Raw genomic sequence first — 16,070 nt, forward strand, 5'->3', positions numbered from 1 at the left:
TCCTTGTACGAGCGCAACGATTCACTGGATCACCAGCCCGAAGGTCGAGCGCAGGCACAGTGCATCGGCGCCGCAGGCCTTGCTGGTGGCGGTGCCCTTGTAGGCCTGGGAGTTGACCTCGTAGTAGTAGGTGCACCCCACCTGCCCCTTCGACAGGTAGGAGTTGGCGCTGCCACCCCCACCACCCTTGCAGTTGTTCGAGATGTAGCGCAGGTACCAGCGCGCACTGCGCAGCAGGCTGGTGCCGCCGTCCATGCCGGAGTAGAGGTTGGACTTGCTGAAGTCGGTGCTGTAATTGGTTGCCGCCGCAGTGAAACAGGGCGAGGTGCCCGCCGTGCAGTTGTCCAGTGCACGGGTGTTCTTGCGCAGGCGCCCTTCCCCTTCGCGCAGCGCGGACTCGGCCGCACTCATCAGCCGCTGCTGCTCCAGGCGATTGCCGGTCATCCGCCCTTCCAGTTGCATGCCGCGCATGCCGCTGACGGCAGCCAGGGTGATCAGCAACAGCATCACCAACGCGACGAACAGCACTGCACCGCGCTGCCGTTGGAAGGACAGTCCGTTCATGGCATCAGGTTCCTCAACATGCTGGTACCGCTGACGATGCGCCGCACGGGCCCGTCGCCGTCGGTGCAGGCCTTGCTGCCGTAGAGGTCCTGCCAGCGCTGGCAGGTAGTGGCAGCCAACCCGCCACTCACCGAGTCGCTGCTGGCCAGCAACAGGGCGTAGCGCAGGCTGCGCACCGTCTGGCCGGTGGCGGGCGCGGCGACGTACTTCGCGACCTGGCGATTGAATTCGTCACTCTCACTATCCACCCCGAAGTCGAAGCGCAGCGCCACTACGTTCTCCACCAGGGTGCTGCCGTTGCAGGTCAGCTGGCCGTTACTCAGGGTGAGTTTCTCGACCACATTGTTGCTCGGGCTGTAATTGCTGTAGGGCTTGTTGACCCCCGCGCGGCTTGCCAGCGAAGCGCCGGTGCAATCGACGTCGGTGGTGTCGCGCGGCTGGTAGCGCAGGCAGACAGTATTGGCATCCACCCGCACCAGCGCCTGGCCGGCCGAGAAGACGCAGCCGTTGCTGGTCTGCGCGGGAAACGCGGCGGTCATCCGCGAGGACGGCAGGCGCCGGTAACCGGCTTTCGACAGGCGCCCCTCCAGCATCTGCTGCGCGTAGCGCGCGTTATCCTGGTTCTGCGCCTGACCATCGAAGTAACGCGAACGGTTCTGCCCGTCGAGGAACATCTGGGTCACGCCCAGGATCAGGAACAGGCTCAGCCCCATGGCGATCATCAGCTCGATGAGCGTCACCCCGGACTGAGCCCACGCGCTTGGCCGACGCATCCTAGGGTTCCTCCCGCAGCACATATCGGCAGATGGTGTTGTCGCCCGTGGCGTTGGCATCCAGACACTCGCCCGCCTTCACCCGCCACGCCAGCTGGATCTCGATGGCCGACCCGCTGTTGCTGCACTTGCTGGTGCCATTGGTGCGGCAGACATAGAACTCGCTGGCCAGCTCCGAGGCGCCCGGCAACGCCTGGTTCACCCGCTGCGCCCAGCAGGCCAGGCGCTGGCTGGCGGTCAGCGCCGCCAGTGAGGCACAACTGCTGGGGGCGGTGGGAAACGAAACGCTGGCAGCCTTGTAGTAACCCCAGCTGGCCGGTGGCACCACCTGGGCCGCGCTGCCGTCCTGGGTGGAGTAGATATCGGTGCGCATCATCTCCATCAGCTCATCCGCCAGCTCCGCCGCGTTGCTGCGCAGGATGGTGTCCTGGGCGTAGCTGATGGTGCGCCCTTGCATCGCCAGCATGCCCAGCACACCGAAACAGGTAACCAGCAGGGCCACCATGACCTCCACCAGACTGAATCCCGCCGTGCTCCGCCTCATTGGCCGCTAGCTCCCTGCAGGCTGATGTAACCCGAAGCGGCCACCTTGATGCTGAACGCCTTGCTGGTGCCGCTGCTGGAAATGCCCAGGTCAGCCGCCGCCGCGGAGCCATCGGGCTTGAACGAGAGGTTGCTGATGCTGCTGCTCACGCTGAGGCTGCTCGGCAGTTCCAGACGCTGGCTCACCACAGCAGTGGTGATCGACCCGCAGGTGCTGGCGCGCACGACTACCCACTGCAGGTTTCCACTGCTGGGGCAAAGCGTGAGGGTCTGGCGGGTATTCACGGCGTCGGCGCGAGACGCCTGGAGCAGGCGATAAAGCGTCGAGGAGGCGCTTTGCACCCGGCTGGATTCGATCAGGTAGCGGAAGCCTGGCAGGGCCACGCCGGCGAAGATCGCCAGCAGTGCGACAACCACCATCAGCTCCACCAGGGAAAAGCCTTCCTGGCGTCCGCGACCCCGCCGCAAGGTCAGGCGGGAAAATGAGCATCCAACTGCATGAAGAACCATGGATATTTCCAACGATGGTCAGGTGGCCGGGCCCCGTGTGGAGCCCCCCTTGCGGGGTGCCAGGACAAAGATTGGCTAATGGTCCGACAGCAATTTCTTCAGGGAGTTGAATCTATTTCAGCGAAACGGAACGTTTTTTCGACCGTTCATCCCCGCTCAGCGACCGTTCATCCTTTTGACGCCAGAACCACCGACATTGCGTCGAGTTCCGTAGCGCCGTGAACGCCTGCTGGCGGAAAGGCCGCGACCTTGCACCGCGGCCCTATCGGAAGCGTCTGTCAGGTGGCGTCCGCGTGGCTCACCAGCCCCTTGATCACCACGGCGGCCGTGGCAATGGCAGCCGGCACCATCAGCGCAGTCAACACCTGTTCGAAGTTCCAGCCCAGGCCCAGCAGGGTCGCGCCGATCCAGGCACCGAGGATGGCGCCGAAGCGGCCGATACCGAGCATCCAGGAAACTCCCGTGGCGCGGCCCTGGGTCGGGTAGAAGCGCGCCGCCAGAGACGGCATGGCCGACTGTGCGCCGTTCACACACATGCCGGCAGCCAGCACCAGGGTCGCCAGCAGCGTGACGGTGCCCAGGCTCTGCCCGACGAAGTAGGCGAACACCCCGGCCAGGCAATAGAAGATACCGATGACCTTGTGCGGGTTGAAGCGGTCCATGGCCCAGCCCACCGCCACCGAACTGAGCACCCCGCCAAGCTGGAACAGCGCACCGATGAACGCGGCCTGCTCCATGCTCGCACCGGCGTCACGCATCAGCGTCGGCAGCCAGCTGGTGAGCAGGTAGACGATCACCAGGCCCATGAAGTAAGTCAGCCACAGCAGCAGGGTTCCCGCGCTGTAGGTGCCGGAGAAGATCACCTTGAACACGTTGCGGCTCTGCACCGTCTTCTGCTCGGGGACGCTGAAGTCACGGGCCGCGACCACCTCGGACGGCGCGATGGGCGCCAGCACGCGCTTGACCTTGTCCGCCCCGCGATTGCGCACCACCAGGAAACGCGCCGACTCCGGCAGCCACACCAGCAGCACCACCGCTAGCAGCAGCGGCAGCACGCCGCCGAGCAGCAGCAGGCTGTGCCAGCCGTAGGCCGGGATCAGCTTGGCGGAGACGAAACCGCCCGATGCCATGCCCAGGTTGAAGCCGCAGAACATGCTGGTCACCAGCAGCGACTTGAGACGCTCAGGGGTGTACTCCGAGAGCAGCGTGGTGGCGTTGGGCATCGCCGCCCCCAGGCCGATGCCGGTCAGCAGGCGCAGCGCCATGAGCTGTTCGAGGTTGCTGCTGTAGGCCGAGAGCAGGCTGAACAGGCCAAAGAGAAACACCGCCACCACCAGCACGCCCTTGCGCCCGAAGCGGTCGGCCAGCGGGCCGGAACCCAGGGCGCCGAACACCATGCCGATCAGCGCGGCGCTCATCACCGGGCCGAGGCTGGCGCGGTCGATGCCCCAGTCCTGGGTCAGCGCCGGGGCGATGAAGCCCATGGCGGCGGTATCCAGGCCGTCGAGGAAAACGATGAGGAAGCACAGCAGCACGATGCGACACTGGTACATCGACAGCGGCTGGGCGTTGATGAAGGACTGGACGTCGAGGGTGCCGGCAGCGGGCACGTGAGCGGAACTGGTCATGCGAAGACTTCCTGCGAAGGCGTCGTCGCGGGAAGGCCGGCAGGATCGCCCTGCACTCCCGCAAGCTGGACAGGAATGAGTCGCGAGCCGGTGGACGCACGGACCGGCGGATGGGGCAGGCACACAGGGGCCATGGCTGACGCTCATTGTTGTTATTGCCCGTCCGGCTGGACGGGTCGAGCAACAGTACGAAGAGACGCCCGGCCGTTCAATTCGATAATCGCGCCAGTGGGCGGTTAGCGAACGGGATTACGGCATCCCGCCCGTCACTGGTTAGAATGCCCGCGCACCCTGGAGAATCAGAGGAAGAAATGAACGACAACGAACGGAAATCGATCAGCAAATGGCTGTCGCTGATCCTGCGCCACAGCCCGGAAACAGCAGGCTTGGCGCTGGACACCAATGGCTGGGTGGCAGTCGAGGAGCTCCTGCGTCAATCAGCCGACAAGGGGCATCGCTTCGATCGCAAAATGCTCGAAGAGGTGGTGGTCACCAACGACAAGCAGCGCTTCGCGTTCAGTGACGACGGCCTGCGCATCCGCGCCAGCCAGGGCCATTCGGTCAGTGTCGACCTGCAGCTGGAGCCCTGTGAGCCGCCGGAAGTGCTCTACCACGGCACGGTTCCCGCCTCACTGGCGGCGATCATCCGTGACGGCCTGAAAGCCATGAGCCGCCAGCACGTCCACCTGAGCACCGATCGCGAAACGGCCGATCGTGTCGGCTCGCGTCGCGGCAAGCCGACCATCCTCGTGGTACGCAGCGGCCAGATGTGGCGCGACGGCCACCGCTTCTATCGCTCGGCTAATGGCGTGTGGCTGGCGGACGCCGTACCGCCCGCCTACCTGGAACAGCGCTGAGCGAAGCTCAATGGAACAGCCGCGTGCCCAGCTCGCGACTGGCCTCCAGCAACACCGGCAGGAAGCGCGTTTCCAACTCCTGGCGCGACACACGGCCGGCATGGGTGCCGACATTCAACGCGGCCAGAACCTGGCCGGCGGAGTCCTTCAGCGGCACGGCGATGGAGCGCAAGCCGACTTCCAGCTCCTGGTCGATGATCACCCAGCCCTGCTGGCGGATTTCGGCGATGCTCGCGCGGAGCATTTCCGGGGTGTGCACGGTGCGGCTGGTCTTCACCTGCAGATCGGCGTGGACCAGGTAATCCTCCAGCGCTTCGTCGTTCAGCCCGGCGAGCAGGATGCGGCCCATGGACGTGCAGTAGGCCGGCAGGCGGCTGCCAACGCTCAGGTCCACCGAGATCAGGCGCTGCGGCGTGGCCGAACGGGCGATGTAGAGAATTTCGTCGCCTTCGAGCGTGGCCATGGAGCAGGCCTCGTGCAGTTGCTCGCTCAGGCGGTCGAGGATCGGCTGGGCGGTGACCGCCAGCGGCGTCGAGGACAGGTAGGCGTGGCCGAGGGTCAGTACCTTGGGCAGCAACGAATACGTGCGACCGTCGGAGGTGACGTAGCCCAGTTTCATCAGCGTGTGCAGGCAGCGGCGTACGGCTGCGCGTGGAATCTCGGTGCGGTGGCTGATCTGCGCGATGGTCAGGTGGCGCTTGCGCTCCTGGAACGCATGGATCACCGCCAGGCCACGGGCAAGCGAGGTCATGAAGTTCGGGTCGCCGGTGAAGGCCTCGATGCGCTTGGCCGGTGAAGCGATGATCGGCGGCGCGAGGGGCGGCAGGCTGGCACGGGGGGCATCGGTCATTGTTGTTGTCCTGGCAGGCGAGTGCCGGGCGATTATCGACACGCACGGGCGATTATCGCAACACGACTGACCGATTATCGAACGGAGCTTATCGACACCCCGTACCACTGGCGTAGGGCGCATAACGCGCCAGCGTTATCCGCCGTTCACAAGCCGGCGCATCGGTGCCGACCTGGGTTCGCGAGCAAGGACCAGGCGTCCCCCTCAGTCCCGCGGGTATACGCCAGCGCGCTCTTCGCAGGAGCGAGCTTGCTCGCGAACAGGGCCAACAGCCGGCGCGAGGGCTTACAACGGCTCCAGCTTCAACTGCCGCAAGCGGCTCAGCGTGCGCGAAAAGTCCAGCGCCGCCCCGCCCGCCGCCAGGTCCTCCAGCGACACTGTGGCAAACAGCTGCAACTTCAACTGCCGGTCATAGGCGATGTCGATGAAGTTGAGGAAACGCATGCTCACATCCGGCGGGTAGTCCGCCAGCGGGCCGAGGCCGCTCACTGCCATGCGCGGGTAGTGCTCGATCAGCCAGAGGTAATCGCTGGCCGAACGCGGGCGTTCGAACATCTCGCTGAAGTCCATCCACGCGCAATGATCGTCGTGGGCGTGCACCTTCAGCGGGTGGTGATTGACGCTCAGCACCTCGTCGAACTTCGCATCCGCCGCCAGCCCCAGCCGCGAGCCGATCAGTTCGAGGTCATCGGCGCGAGCGGGCCAGAGAAAGCTGCCCCACTCCTCCAGCGACGTGCTGTGCTCGCGGTAGTCCTGCCCGGCATCCACCGAGATCACGTCGAAGCGTTTCTCGATCAGCTCGATGGCCGGGCGGAAGCGCTCGCGGTACAGCGGGTTCGGACAGAGGTTTTCCGGCTCGTAGTTGGACGTACAGACCAGGCCTACACCTTCGTCCACCAGCACCCTCAGCATCCGCCCCAGGAGCATGGCGTCGCCGATGTCGTGCACGTGGAATTCGTCGAAGCACAGCAGCTTGGTTTCTTCAGCGATGGCGCGGGCCACACGCACCAACGGGTCGGACTGCCCGGTGATCGCCAGCATGCGCGACTGCAATTCCTGCAGGAAGGCATGGAAGTGCACGCGGCGCTTGGCCTGGGTCGGCGCGGCGGCAAAGAACTGGTCCATGACGAAGCTCTTGCCGCGCCCCACGCCGCCCCACAGGTAGACGCCGGCCACCGGCTTGCGCAGGAAGCCATGGCGGCCGGCGAGGAAGTCGTCGAGCCAGCTGGCGAGGTGGTCCACCGCCGTCGCCTGGGCCTCGTCCGCCCGGTAGCCGCGCTCGTCGAGCGCGGCCGCGAAGTGCCGCCGAACGCGGTCGGCGACCGGCTCGGCGGATGTTTCCTGTAGTCGTGTGTCAGAAGTCAAAGAACACCGTTTCCGCATTTCCCTGGACGCGGATATCAAACCGGTAAGCGAGCTTCCCGTCCACCTCGCAACGCTTTGCAATGAGGGTTTGCCGACGTTCGGGCTGCTCGATCAGGTTCAAAACCGGGTCCACGGCGTTCGCTTGCGCCTCGTCATCGAAGTACAGGCGCGTCTGCAGATGCAGGTTGATGCCACGGGCAAACAGCGAGACGTTGATGTGCGGTGCCATGGGCACGCCGGCAGCATTTTTCACCACGCCGGGCTTGATGGTCTGCACCTGCCACTCACCGGCATCGAAGGTGGTTGCCGTGCGTCCGAAGCCGTTGAAGGGCTTTTCCAGATCGAAGGCAGCGTCGTACACGCCTTCGTGATTTGCCTGCCACAGCTCCAGGAAGGAGTCGCGGATCAGGTGGCCGTTGCCGTCATACACATGGCCGATCAGCAAGATGTGTTCGCCGGGCGCGCCGGGCTTGGCCATCTCGCTCCAGATTTCCTGGTCGCGGGCCGGGTTACCGGCGGCGGCCAGCGCCAGGCCGATGTGCACGTAGGGGCCAGCAGTCTGCGAGGGGGTTTCCGGCAGCAGTTCGATAGGCATGGTCGGTCCTCCTCAGCGGTTTTCGAAGTGGGTCTTGCGCTGGCCGCGCAGCACGATGTCGAAGCGGTAGGCCAGGCAGTCCATGGGGTTGGCGTTGCTCATGTCGAGCTTGGCGATCAGGCTTTGCACCGCCTCCGGGTTGGCAATGGATTTGACGATGGGGCACATCGGGATCAGCGGGTCACCCTCGAAATACAGCTGGGTGATCAGCCGTGTGGAAATCGACGGACCGCTGATGGAGAAGTGGATGTGCGCCGGGCGCCAGTCGTTCGGGCCGTTGCGCCAGGGATACGGGCCGGGCTTGATGGTGCGGAAGACGTAGCGCCCTTCGCTGTCGGTCAGCGCGCGGCCGACGCCGCCGAAGTTCGGGTCCAGCGGCGCGAGGTAGCGGTCGTTCTTGTGACGGTAGCGGCCGCCGGCGTTGGCTTGCCACATCTCCACCAGGGTGTGCGGCACGGGCTTGCCGTACTGGTCCATGACCCGGCCGGAGACGATGATGCGCTCGCCGATGGGCAGGCCACCGTGGTCAAAGTTGAGCAGCAGGTCGTTGTCGTGCTCACCCATCTTCAGGTGCGAGAAATCCGGGCCGCTGGTTTCGGAGACCGATTGCGGAATGCTCACCAGCGCCTGGCGCGGGGAGCGGGCGATGGAAGTCTTGTAGTCAGGCGTCAGGGCTTTAGGGTGCCAGTTTCGGTCACGAATGACGAAGCGGCTGTTCTCCGCGTCGGACATGTCGGTCTCCTCTTGTTGGATTTATAGGAGCCTGTTGCATCAGGCAGTGCGGCGGAGTGTCGCCCGCCCCTCCCACGCCGAACATTGAAAAGATGCCCGACAACCATAACCAAATGGTTATGGATAAATTCCCTCTCGATACGCTTCCCCAACTTCCCGCAGCACCTCCAGGCACCAGTGCGCCCCGAGCGAAAGCGGCAGCGTCGAGTTGCTGCACACCCCCACCGAACCGCCCGGTTCCTGTACATCCAGCGGCAATTCGAACATCTCGCCAGAGCGCAGGTCCAGGCGTACCGAATCCAGCGGAGCGATCCACAACGCGTCGCTGGTCAATACATAACGGCGGCTGAGTACCGTGGACAGGGTTTCCAGTTTTCGCCGCGGCTGGCCGAGGCCGCTTTGCACCAGCAAGCTATCAGCAGACTTGCGGATGGTAGTACCGGCCAGCGGCAGCACCAGCGGCCAGTCGTCCAGCGCCGAAGGCGGCAGCGGGCGGCCCAGCAGCGGGTGCCCGGCGCGGGCCACCAGGGTCATGGACTCGCTGTACAGGTGCTCGAAGGTCAGCCCCTGGATCTGCGGGCTCTCGGTCATGCGGCCAACCACCAGGTCCAGCTCGCCCACCCGAAGTTGCGAGAGCAGATGCGCGCTCGGCCCGGTCACCACGCTGACCACCAGCGCCGGATGGCGCTCGTGCAGGCGCCGCACCGTCTCCGGCATCAGCAGGCTCTCCACGGTGGAAAGCACGCCCAGGCGCACGGTGCTGGAGGCGTACTCACCACCGCGCAGGCTGTTCACACCATCGCGCAGTGCCTGCACGCAGGGACCGGCGTAACGCAGGAAGGCGACACCCGCCTCCGTGAGGCTGGCACCGCTCTTGCCGCGCTCGAACAGGCTGGCTTCCAGCAGGTCCTCCAGCTCCTTGAGCGTCTTGGAAATCGCCGGCTGGCTCACCGCCAGGGCGTCCGCTGCGCGGGCCAGGCTGCCCTGCCGGGCCACTTCGAGGAAACACACCAGGTGGCGGAACTTGATACGCGAATCGATATTCATGGCAGCTCAGCGCAGCTCGCGGAACGCACGGGGCGAAACCCCGGCGTAGCGCTTGAAGAATCGGGAGAAGTAGGCGGGTTCGGAGAAGCCCAGGCTGTCCGACACCTGCTGGATGGTCATGGCTGTGTACACCAGGTTGCGCTTGGCCTCCAGCAGCAGGCGCTGGTGGATCATCTGCAAAGCCGACTGCCCGCCCAGCCGCCGGCACAGCGCATTGAGGTGTGCAGAGCTGATGCCCAGCGCCGCCGCGTAATGCTCGATGGGCCGGTGTTCGCGGAAGTCCTGCTCCAGCAAGCGGCAGAACGCGTGTACATGCTCGACGCCACGGTCCTGCTGGCTGGCCTCGGCGCGGGACTGTTCCAGCGCCCGGCGGCTGAGCCAGACCAGCAGCAGGTTGAGCAGCGACTGCAACATCAGGTCGCGACCCGGCGCCGACTGCGCGTACTCGCGCTCGATGGACTCGAACAGCCCATCCAGCTCGCGCTTGCCCTCGCCCACGGTGAAGCACACCGCTTGCTCCAGCACCGAGCTTTGCAGCAGGCCACCGAGTTGCTCGGCCAGCGGCAGCCCCATGCTCAGCACCCAGCCCTGCACGTCTTCGGCAAAGCGGAAACCGTGCACCGCCAACGCCGGAGTGACCTGCAGCGAAGCCTCGCGGACCGGCGTCACCTGCCCCTCCACTTCCAGCTCCGCCGCGCCGGACTGCACATAGAGAAGCTGCACCAGATCGCCATGCCGATGCGGTCGGATTTCCCAGTCGTGCAGACGGCTACGCGAGGCGATGGATTCGCAGTGGATCAGGTCCGGCGTCGGCCACACCGTCGTTTCGCCATACAGGCGGAACACCGGGACCGGCGTGTCAGCAGGTTGTTCGATCACCGCCCACATCCATGAAAAATCCAAGAAGACTGTTGGAAATTACCTTCAAAGGCCTGCCTCATCCACAAAAAATGCAGGAGACAAAAACAACAGCGCTCTCCAAGGAGCCACCCCATGAAGACTCAAGTCGCCATTATCGGCGCCGGCCCTGCCGGCCTCCTGCTTGGCCAGCTGCTGCACAAGGCTGGCATCGACAGCGTGATCCTCGAACGTCAGACACCTGACTATGTGCTCAGTCGCATCCGCGCTGGCGTCCTTGAACAGGGCACCGCCGATCTGCTGCGCGAAGCCGGCGCCAGCACCCGGATGGACGCCGAAGGGCTGCTCCACGACGGTTTCGAACTGGTCCTCAACGGCCGTCGCGAACGCATCGACCTCAAGGCCCTCACTGGCGGAAAGCAGGTCATGGTCTACGGCCAGACCGAAGTCACCCGTGACCTGATGCAGGCCCGCGCGGCCAGCGGAGCGATGAGCGTGTACGAAGCGGCCGACGTGGAGCTGCATGACGTTACCTGCGAAAAGCCCTACGTCACTTTCACGCACCAGGGCGAACACGTACGCCTGGACTGCGACTACATCGCCGGCTGCGACGGCTTCCACGGCGTGGCCCGGCGCAGCATTCCCGTCGAGCGCCTGAAAACCTTCGAGCGCGTCTATCCATTCGGCTGGCTCGGCCTGCTCAGCGATACCCCGCCGGTCAACCACGAGCTCATCTACGCCAGCAGCGAACGCGGCTTCAGCCTGTGCAGCCAGCGCAGCGTCACCCGCAGCCGCTACTACCTGCAGGTGGGGCTGGACGAGAAAGTGGAAGACTGGTCCGACGAGCGCTTCTGGGAAGAACTCAAGCGCCGGATTCCCGAGGACGCCGCACGCCAGCTGATCACCGGGCCATCGCTGGAAAAGAGCATCGCCCCGCTGCGCAGCTTCGTGGTGGAGCCGCTGCAATACGGCCGGTTGTTCCTCGTCGGAGACGCAGGCCACATCGTCCCGCCCACCGGCGCCAAGGGCCTGAACCTCGCCGCCAGCGACGTCGACGCGTTGCACCGCATCCTGGTGAAGGTCTACGGCGAAGGCCGCACCGACCTGCTGGAGCAGTATTCGCCCATCGCCCTGCGGCGCATCTGGAAGGCCGAACGCTTCTCCTGGTGGATGACCTCGATGCTGCACCAGTTCCCCGACAGCGACGCCTTCACCCGGCGCATGCTGGAGACCGAGCTGGACTACTTCCTCGGCTCCGAGGCCGGCCGCACGACCATCGCGGAGAACTATGTCGGCTTGCCTTTCGAGGAGGTGGCCTGACGCCGATTTCCCAGCTCCGTAGGGCGCATAACGCGCCAGCGTTATCCGCCGTTCAAGAGCCGGCGGATAACCTGTTCCAGGTTCTTCCCCTACGATTCTGTAGGAGCGAGCTTGCTCGCGAACCGCCTTACGCCGGAGCTGCCGGTAACGCCGTTCGCGAGCAAGCTCGCTCCTACAAACAGCCCACGACTATTCTTACCCTCCAGCCACGCCGCTCGCCGCGACACCGCCGGAGGCCACCATCGACCCGGACGAAGCCAACTTCCTCAGCTACCTGCTCGCCGAGAGCGGCGACGGGGATGCGCGCGCCTTCGCCACGCTGTACCGCTGCACCGCCCCTCGGCTCTACCCACTGGCGCTAAAGCTGAAGAGCGATCAGACAACCGCCGACACCCTGTTGGTCGACACCTTCCTCCATGTCTGGACCGACGCCGACCGCTACCACCCCACGCGCATCGCCGCGCTGGACTGGATGGTCGCCCTGCTCTACCAGCTCGCCGACCACCCCTCCCCGCCACCCAGCGACGAACCCTGGCCGGAGCTGCCGCCACCGGACGAACTCTGGCCCACCATCCATGCGCGCCTTCCCGATGACGAAGACGACAGCCCCGGCCTGCGCTGGCCACTGATCATCGCCAGCGTGGTCGGCCTGCTGATCGGCGCGGCGATCTGCCTGAGCCTGCTGCTGGAACTGCGCCCTGGGTGATTGCCTGAAAGACGATGGGTATCGCTTCGCTCCACGCCATCCTACGAGCGTGCCACTTACCCACCCCGGAGCTCCCCGTAGGATGGGTGGAGCGCAGCGATACCCATGCTGCCGCCACGTACAACTCTTCCCCGCGAATCGGCAACACCCCGCCCAGCCCCTGACCCGCCATAAAAACCCTGAATTCCGTAAGCCATCACCTTGCCAATCCGGCCGGTACTTGGCATAAACGTCCGATTCTTTTTCGCACACATAACAAGGAAGTTTCGATGCGCATTCTCGGACGCGTCCTACTTGCAGTCCTGCTGCTCCTCTTGCTCGTCGGCGGCGTCATCGCCTGGTACACCGCGCATCCCAATCTCCCCGAATATTCCAAGCCGGAGAAGATGGTCCACCTCGACCAGTGGAGCCCGGCAGACCGCGAAACGTACTACTACACGCCCCAGGGCACCCAGGTGAAAGGCCTGCGCTACGACTGGTTCACCCACCTCGAGCAGCCCTTCAACAAGGACAAGTTCGCCAGCCCGGAAAACCTTGCGCGCTTCGGCTTCCTCATCGAGCCCGAGCAGATCGGCCGCGCCGCCGACGACACGCTGGCCGCCACCGCGCTCACTACCACAAAGAATCCCGGCAACCTGCCGGTCGGCTTCGCCCGCCACCAGGACGGCGAGACCGGCGCCTGGTACCTCGACATCACCTGCTCCGCCTGCCACACCGGCGAGCTGCGCTACAAAGGCACTGCCGTGCGCATCGACGGCGGCGCCGCCATGCACTCCATCGCCTCCACCGTGCCCACTCTGCGCGGCGGCGCGTTCGGCCAGGCGCTGGGCGCCAGCCTCGCGTCCACCTACTACGTGCCGTGGAAGTTCGACCGCTTCGCCAAGGGTGTCCTGGGCGACCGCTATCCCAAGGGCAAAGCCGCGCTCAAGCGCGACGTGCGCAACGTCCTCGGTACCCTGCTCTCCACCGCCTGGAACGATACCCACCGCGGCCTCTACCCGACCCTGGAAGGGCCCGGCCGCGCCGACGCCTTTGGCCGCATCGCCAACAGCGTGTTCGGCGACGGCATCGACGCCTCCAACTACCGCGTCGCCAACGCCCCGGTGAACTACCCGCAGGTGTGGGACATCTGGAAATTCGACTGGGTGCAGTGGAACGGCTCCGCCATGCAGCCCATGGCGCGCAACATTGGCGAAGCCCTCGGCGTCGGCGCCACCCTGCGCCTGTTCGAAAGCGACGGCAAACCGGTGATGGGCGATGAGCGCTACGCCTCCAGCGTGCGTCTGCGCGACCTCTACACCCTCGAAGAAACCCTCAAGCAGTTGAAACCGCCGACCTGGCCGAAAGCGGTCTTCGGCGACATCGACCTGAAGAAAGCCTCCCAGGGCCGCGCGCTGTTCCAGGCCAACTGCGTCTACTGCCACGGCCCGCATGTGAAGGAACCCGGCGCGGCGGACTACATCGCCCCGGCCCGCGTGCCCGAGTGGCGCATGAAGATGGTACCCACCAGCGAGATCGGCACCGACCCGACCACCGCCGACAACATCGCCGACCACACCTTCGACGTGCGTCCGCTCAAGCTCAAGGTCGAAGAGCTCAAGGGCATGAACGTCCACCTCTATCCCGAGAACGACGAGAAACTCGACCTGTCGAAGATCTCCGCCGCCAAGGGCCTGGCCTACGTCACCGCCTTCGTCGAGCAGCGCGCCTACCGCGACGCGCACATCAGCGAAGCGCAGCAGCAGGAAATGAACGGCTACGGCCTGCCCATCGGCGTGCAGGAACTGCGTGCCTACAAGGCCCGCCCGCTGGACGGCATCTGGGCCACCCCGCCCTTCCTGCACAACGGCTCGGTGCCCAACCTGTTCCAGATGCTCTCCCCGGTGGCCGAGCGCGACGCGCAATTCTGGGTCGGCAGCTTCGAGTACGACCCCAAGTTCGCCGGCTACCGCACCGAGCGCTTCCCCGGCGGCTTCCTCTACAAGACCAGCGTCACCGGCAACAGCAACCGCGGCCACGAATTCCGCGACGGCTGCCGGAAGGACGGCGTCATCGGCCGCGCCCTGTCGCCGGAAGAGCGCTGGGCGCTGGTGGAATACCTGAAGGTGCTGGGCAACCCCGAGTACGAAAGCAAACTCGCCCCGAACGTCCCCACCCCACCATGGACGCCCGGGCCGAAGTGCGAATGACCGGCCAGCGCTGAACTGTCTTTTGTTTTTTGTAGGACCGAGGGGGACGCCTAGTCCTTGCTCGCGAACCCGCCCAGCTCCGGCGCCAACGGAAAATCCGTTCGCGAGCAAGCTCGCTCCTACAGATAAAGCTCCGGAGCACCACCGAATCACCGACCCCATCCCCTCTCCCCTCAGGAAGAGGGCTAGGGAGAGGGAAACGCCCCACAGCCAGCCCGCACGGGCCAGGGAACGGAATCCCCTCCACAAAAAGAAAACACCAAAGGACCCCGTGCCATGCGCTCCCTGCTCACCCGAATCTGGCTCTTCCTCGGCAAATGGCTCGGCCGTCTGCTGCTCGCCGTCGCCGCCATCGGCCTGCTCGGCTGGGGCCTCGGCAGCCTCTACTACGCCTGGAAATTCTCCGGCCCCGTCTCCGCCCAGGAAGAAATCCCGCCGGGCGAAGCCCAGCTCACCCAGGCCATCATCGAAGACGCCGTGCGCATCGTCGAACAGCACCGCGACAACACCCGCGTACTGCGTGACGCCCACGCCAAGGCCCACGGCTGCGTGAAGGCGGAAGTAACCGTTGCCAGCGACATCGCCCCCGGCCTGCGCCAGGGCGTGTTCGCCGAACCGGGCCACAAATGGGAAGCCATGGTCCGCTTCTCCAACGGCAACGCCTACCCGCAGTTCGACAGCGCCCGCGACGCCCGCGGCATGGCCATCAAGCTGCTCGATGTGCCCGGCGCCAAACTGATGCCCGGCAAAGGCCACGACACCGAGCAGGACTTCGTCATGTTCAACCACTCGGTGTTCTTCGTCCGCGATGTCGCCGAATACCGGCAGAACTTCGCCGCGCAAGCCAGCGGCCAGAAGGTCGCCGCCTTCTTCCCCAGCTGGAAGCCCAGCACCTGGGAAATCCGCCACCTGGTCATCGCCCTGCAGACCCTCGCCCCTGCCCCCGACAGCCCCTTCGAAACCGGCTACAACGGCATCGCCCCCTACAAGCTGGGTGAAGAAAACAACATCAAGTTCCGCGTTATCCCACAGACCGAAGGCTGCCCGGCCTACCAGCTACCCAAGCTTAATGAAAAGCTCCCCAACTTCCTGCGTACCGCCATGTACCAGCAACTCTCGGTCGACCGCGTCTCCGCCTGCTTCGCCCTGCAAGTGCAGAAACAGGACCCGAGCAAGTACATGCCCATCGAAGACGTCAGCGTCGAATGGAGCGAAAAAGACGCCCCCTTCCAGACCGTCGCCACCGTCAACATCCCGCCCCAGGACTTCGACAGCCGCGAGCAGAACCTCGCCTGCGACAACATCTCCTACAACCCATGGCATGCCCTGCCGGAGCACCAGCCGATTGGCGGGATCAACCGGCTGCGGAAGGCGGTTTATGAGGCGGTGAGTGTTTATCGGCATCAGAGGAATGGGGTGGGCGGGGAATAGATCGGTCCTTAGCTCTAATTAGCTAGGGCTAAGCAGGAACAAGAATTTCGAATCGCCACACAGGGGTGGGACATGATCGAGAATCTCCTTATCACTCAAAAT

Annotated in this window: 16 protein-coding genes; 5 read left to right on the forward strand and 11 right to left on the reverse strand. The window is 65.1% G+C overall.

The window, feature by feature from the left end; translation table 11 throughout:
• Positions 1-21: 21 nt before the first annotated feature.
• The 5 genes from FAS41_RS28250 to pcaK form a co-directional block, all read right to left on the reverse strand.
• Complete coding sequence (locus FAS41_RS28250) at positions 22-564, reverse strand: pilus assembly PilX family protein (RefSeq protein WP_138526619.1); 543 nt, start codon at positions 562-564, stop codon at positions 22-24.
• Entirely contained in the window at positions 561-1,337 is a 777-nt protein-coding gene (locus FAS41_RS28255; RefSeq protein ID WP_138526620.1) for a PilW family protein, read from the reverse strand. Before FAS41_RS28255 ends, FAS41_RS28250 begins: the two co-directional genes overlap by 4 nt.
• A 1-nt stretch (position 1,338) precedes the next feature.
• Entirely contained in the window at positions 1,339-1,881 is a 543-nt protein-coding gene (gene pilV / locus FAS41_RS28260; RefSeq protein WP_138526621.1) for a type IV pilus modification protein PilV, read from the reverse strand.
• The gene (locus FAS41_RS28265; RefSeq protein WP_138526622.1) at positions 1,878-2,390 is read right to left on the reverse strand and encodes a GspH/FimT family pseudopilin; all 513 of its coding nucleotides are present in this window, start codon (positions 2,388-2,390) and stop codon (positions 1,878-1,880) included. Before FAS41_RS28265 ends, pilV begins: the two co-directional genes overlap by 4 nt.
• Before the next feature lie 278 nt (positions 2,391-2,668).
• The gene (pcaK, locus tag FAS41_RS28270; RefSeq protein ID WP_138526623.1) at positions 2,669-4,018 is read right to left on the reverse strand and encodes a 4-hydroxybenzoate transporter PcaK; all 1,350 of its coding nucleotides are present in this window, start codon (positions 4,016-4,018) and stop codon (positions 2,669-2,671) included.
• 311 nt (positions 4,019-4,329) lie between these two features.
• Between pcaK and FAS41_RS28275 the strand changes: the two genes are divergently transcribed.
• On the forward strand, positions 4,330-4,875 hold the full coding sequence (locus tag FAS41_RS28275) for an RNA 2'-phosphotransferase (protein WP_138526624.1): 546 nt from the start codon (positions 4,330-4,332) through the stop codon (positions 4,873-4,875).
• A 7-nt stretch (positions 4,876-4,882) separates the two neighbouring features.
• Here FAS41_RS28275 and FAS41_RS28280 read toward each other — a convergent pair whose 3' ends face one another.
• The 6 genes from FAS41_RS28280 to FAS41_RS28305 all read right to left on the reverse strand — a co-directional run bounded on the left by FAS41_RS28280 (position 4,883) and on the right by FAS41_RS28305 (position 10,340).
• Positions 4,883-5,725: an IclR family transcriptional regulator gene (locus FAS41_RS28280; RefSeq protein WP_138526625.1), complete on the reverse strand. Its 843-nt coding sequence runs from the start codon at positions 5,723-5,725 to the stop codon at positions 4,883-4,885.
• A gap of 285 nt (positions 5,726-6,010) precedes the next feature.
• On the reverse strand, positions 6,011-7,090 hold the full coding sequence (gene zapE, locus FAS41_RS28285; RefSeq protein WP_138526626.1) for a cell division protein ZapE: 1,080 nt from the start codon (positions 7,088-7,090) through the stop codon (positions 6,011-6,013).
• Positions 7,080-7,685: a protocatechuate 3,4-dioxygenase subunit alpha gene (pcaG, locus tag FAS41_RS28290; RefSeq protein ID WP_138526627.1), complete on the reverse strand. Its 606-nt coding sequence runs from the start codon at positions 7,683-7,685 to the stop codon at positions 7,080-7,082. Before pcaG ends, zapE begins: the two co-directional genes overlap by 11 nt.
• Positions 7,686-7,697: 12 nt before the next feature.
• On the reverse strand, positions 7,698-8,417 hold the full coding sequence (gene pcaH / locus FAS41_RS28295; protein WP_138526628.1) for a protocatechuate 3,4-dioxygenase subunit beta: 720 nt from the start codon (positions 8,415-8,417) through the stop codon (positions 7,698-7,700).
• 117 nt (positions 8,418-8,534) lie between these two features.
• Complete coding sequence (gene pcaQ / locus FAS41_RS28300; protein WP_138526629.1) at positions 8,535-9,464, reverse strand: pca operon transcription factor PcaQ; 930 nt, start codon at positions 9,462-9,464, stop codon at positions 8,535-8,537.
• Between the two features lie 6 nt (positions 9,465-9,470).
• Positions 9,471-10,340: a helix-turn-helix domain-containing protein gene (locus FAS41_RS28305; protein ID WP_171049568.1), complete on the reverse strand. Its 870-nt coding sequence runs from the start codon at positions 10,338-10,340 to the stop codon at positions 9,471-9,473.
• Positions 10,341-10,457: 117 nt separating this feature from the next.
• On the opposite strand from FAS41_RS28305, the gene pobA reads away from it, so the two are divergent.
• From pobA to FAS41_RS28325, 4 genes are all read left to right on the forward strand, one after another.
• Positions 10,458-11,642, forward strand: coding sequence for a 4-hydroxybenzoate 3-monooxygenase (gene pobA / locus FAS41_RS28310; protein WP_138526631.1), 1,185 nt, complete (start codon positions 10,458-10,460; stop codon positions 11,640-11,642).
• A 397-nt stretch (positions 11,643-12,039) separates the two neighbouring features.
• Positions 12,040-12,348 carry a hypothetical protein gene (locus tag FAS41_RS28315; RefSeq protein WP_138526632.1) on the forward strand — a complete coding sequence of 103 codons (309 nt, stop codon included), beginning with the start codon at positions 12,040-12,042 and terminating at the stop codon, positions 12,346-12,348.
• 269 nt (positions 12,349-12,617) lie between these two features.
• Complete coding sequence (locus FAS41_RS28320; protein ID WP_138526633.1) at positions 12,618-14,537, forward strand: di-heme-cytochrome C peroxidase; 1,920 nt, start codon at positions 12,618-12,620, stop codon at positions 14,535-14,537.
• Between the two features lie 276 nt (positions 14,538-14,813).
• The gene (locus FAS41_RS28325; protein ID WP_138526634.1) at positions 14,814-15,968 is read left to right on the forward strand and encodes a catalase family protein; all 1,155 of its coding nucleotides are present in this window, start codon (positions 14,814-14,816) and stop codon (positions 15,966-15,968) included.
• Positions 15,969-16,070: the final 102 nt, after the last annotated feature.

Source organism: Pseudomonas nicosulfuronedens (assembly GCF_005877905.1).
Classification (GTDB): domain Bacteria; phylum Pseudomonadota; class Gammaproteobacteria; order Pseudomonadales; family Pseudomonadaceae; genus Pseudomonas; species Pseudomonas nicosulfuronedens.

What these genes read in the sequence shown, in the direction of transcription:
- FAS41_RS28250 (WP_138526619.1), bottom strand. Translation starts at nt 564, where the DNA reads ATGAACGGACTGTCCTTCCAACGGCAGCGCGGTGCAGTGCTGTTCGTC.
- FAS41_RS28255 (WP_138526620.1), bottom strand. Translation starts at nt 1,337, where the DNA reads ATGCGTCGGCCAAGCGCGTGGGCTCAGTCCGGGGTGACGCTCATCGAG.
- pilV (WP_138526621.1), bottom strand. Translation starts at nt 1,881, where the DNA reads ATGAGGCGGAGCACGGCGGGATTCAGTCTGGTGGAGGTCATGGTGGCC.
- FAS41_RS28265 (WP_138526622.1), bottom strand. Translation starts at nt 2,390, where the DNA reads ATGGTTCTTCATGCAGTTGGATGCTCATTTTCCCGCCTGACCTTGCGG.
- pcaK (WP_138526623.1), bottom strand. Translation starts at nt 4,018, where the DNA reads ATGACCAGTTCCGCTCACGTGCCCGCTGCCGGCACCCTCGACGTCCAG.
- FAS41_RS28275 (WP_138526624.1), top strand. Translation starts at nt 4,330, where the DNA reads ATGAACGACAACGAACGGAAATCGATCAGCAAATGGCTGTCGCTGATC.
- FAS41_RS28280 (WP_138526625.1), bottom strand. Translation starts at nt 5,725, where the DNA reads ATGACCGATGCCCCCCGTGCCAGCCTGCCGCCCCTCGCGCCGCCGATC.
- pcaG (WP_138526627.1), bottom strand. Translation starts at nt 7,685, where the DNA reads ATGCCTATCGAACTGCTGCCGGAAACCCCCTCGCAGACTGCTGGCCCC.
- pcaH (WP_138526628.1), bottom strand. Translation starts at nt 8,417, where the DNA reads ATGTCCGACGCGGAGAACAGCCGCTTCGTCATTCGTGACCGAAACTGG.
- pcaQ (WP_138526629.1), bottom strand. Translation starts at nt 9,464, where the DNA reads ATGAATATCGATTCGCGTATCAAGTTCCGCCACCTGGTGTGTTTCCTC.
- pobA (WP_138526631.1), top strand. Translation starts at nt 10,458, where the DNA reads ATGAAGACTCAAGTCGCCATTATCGGCGCCGGCCCTGCCGGCCTCCTG.
- FAS41_RS28320 (WP_138526633.1), top strand. Translation starts at nt 12,618, where the DNA reads ATGCGCATTCTCGGACGCGTCCTACTTGCAGTCCTGCTGCTCCTCTTG.
- FAS41_RS28325 (WP_138526634.1), top strand. Translation starts at nt 14,814, where the DNA reads ATGCGCTCCCTGCTCACCCGAATCTGGCTCTTCCTCGGCAAATGGCTC.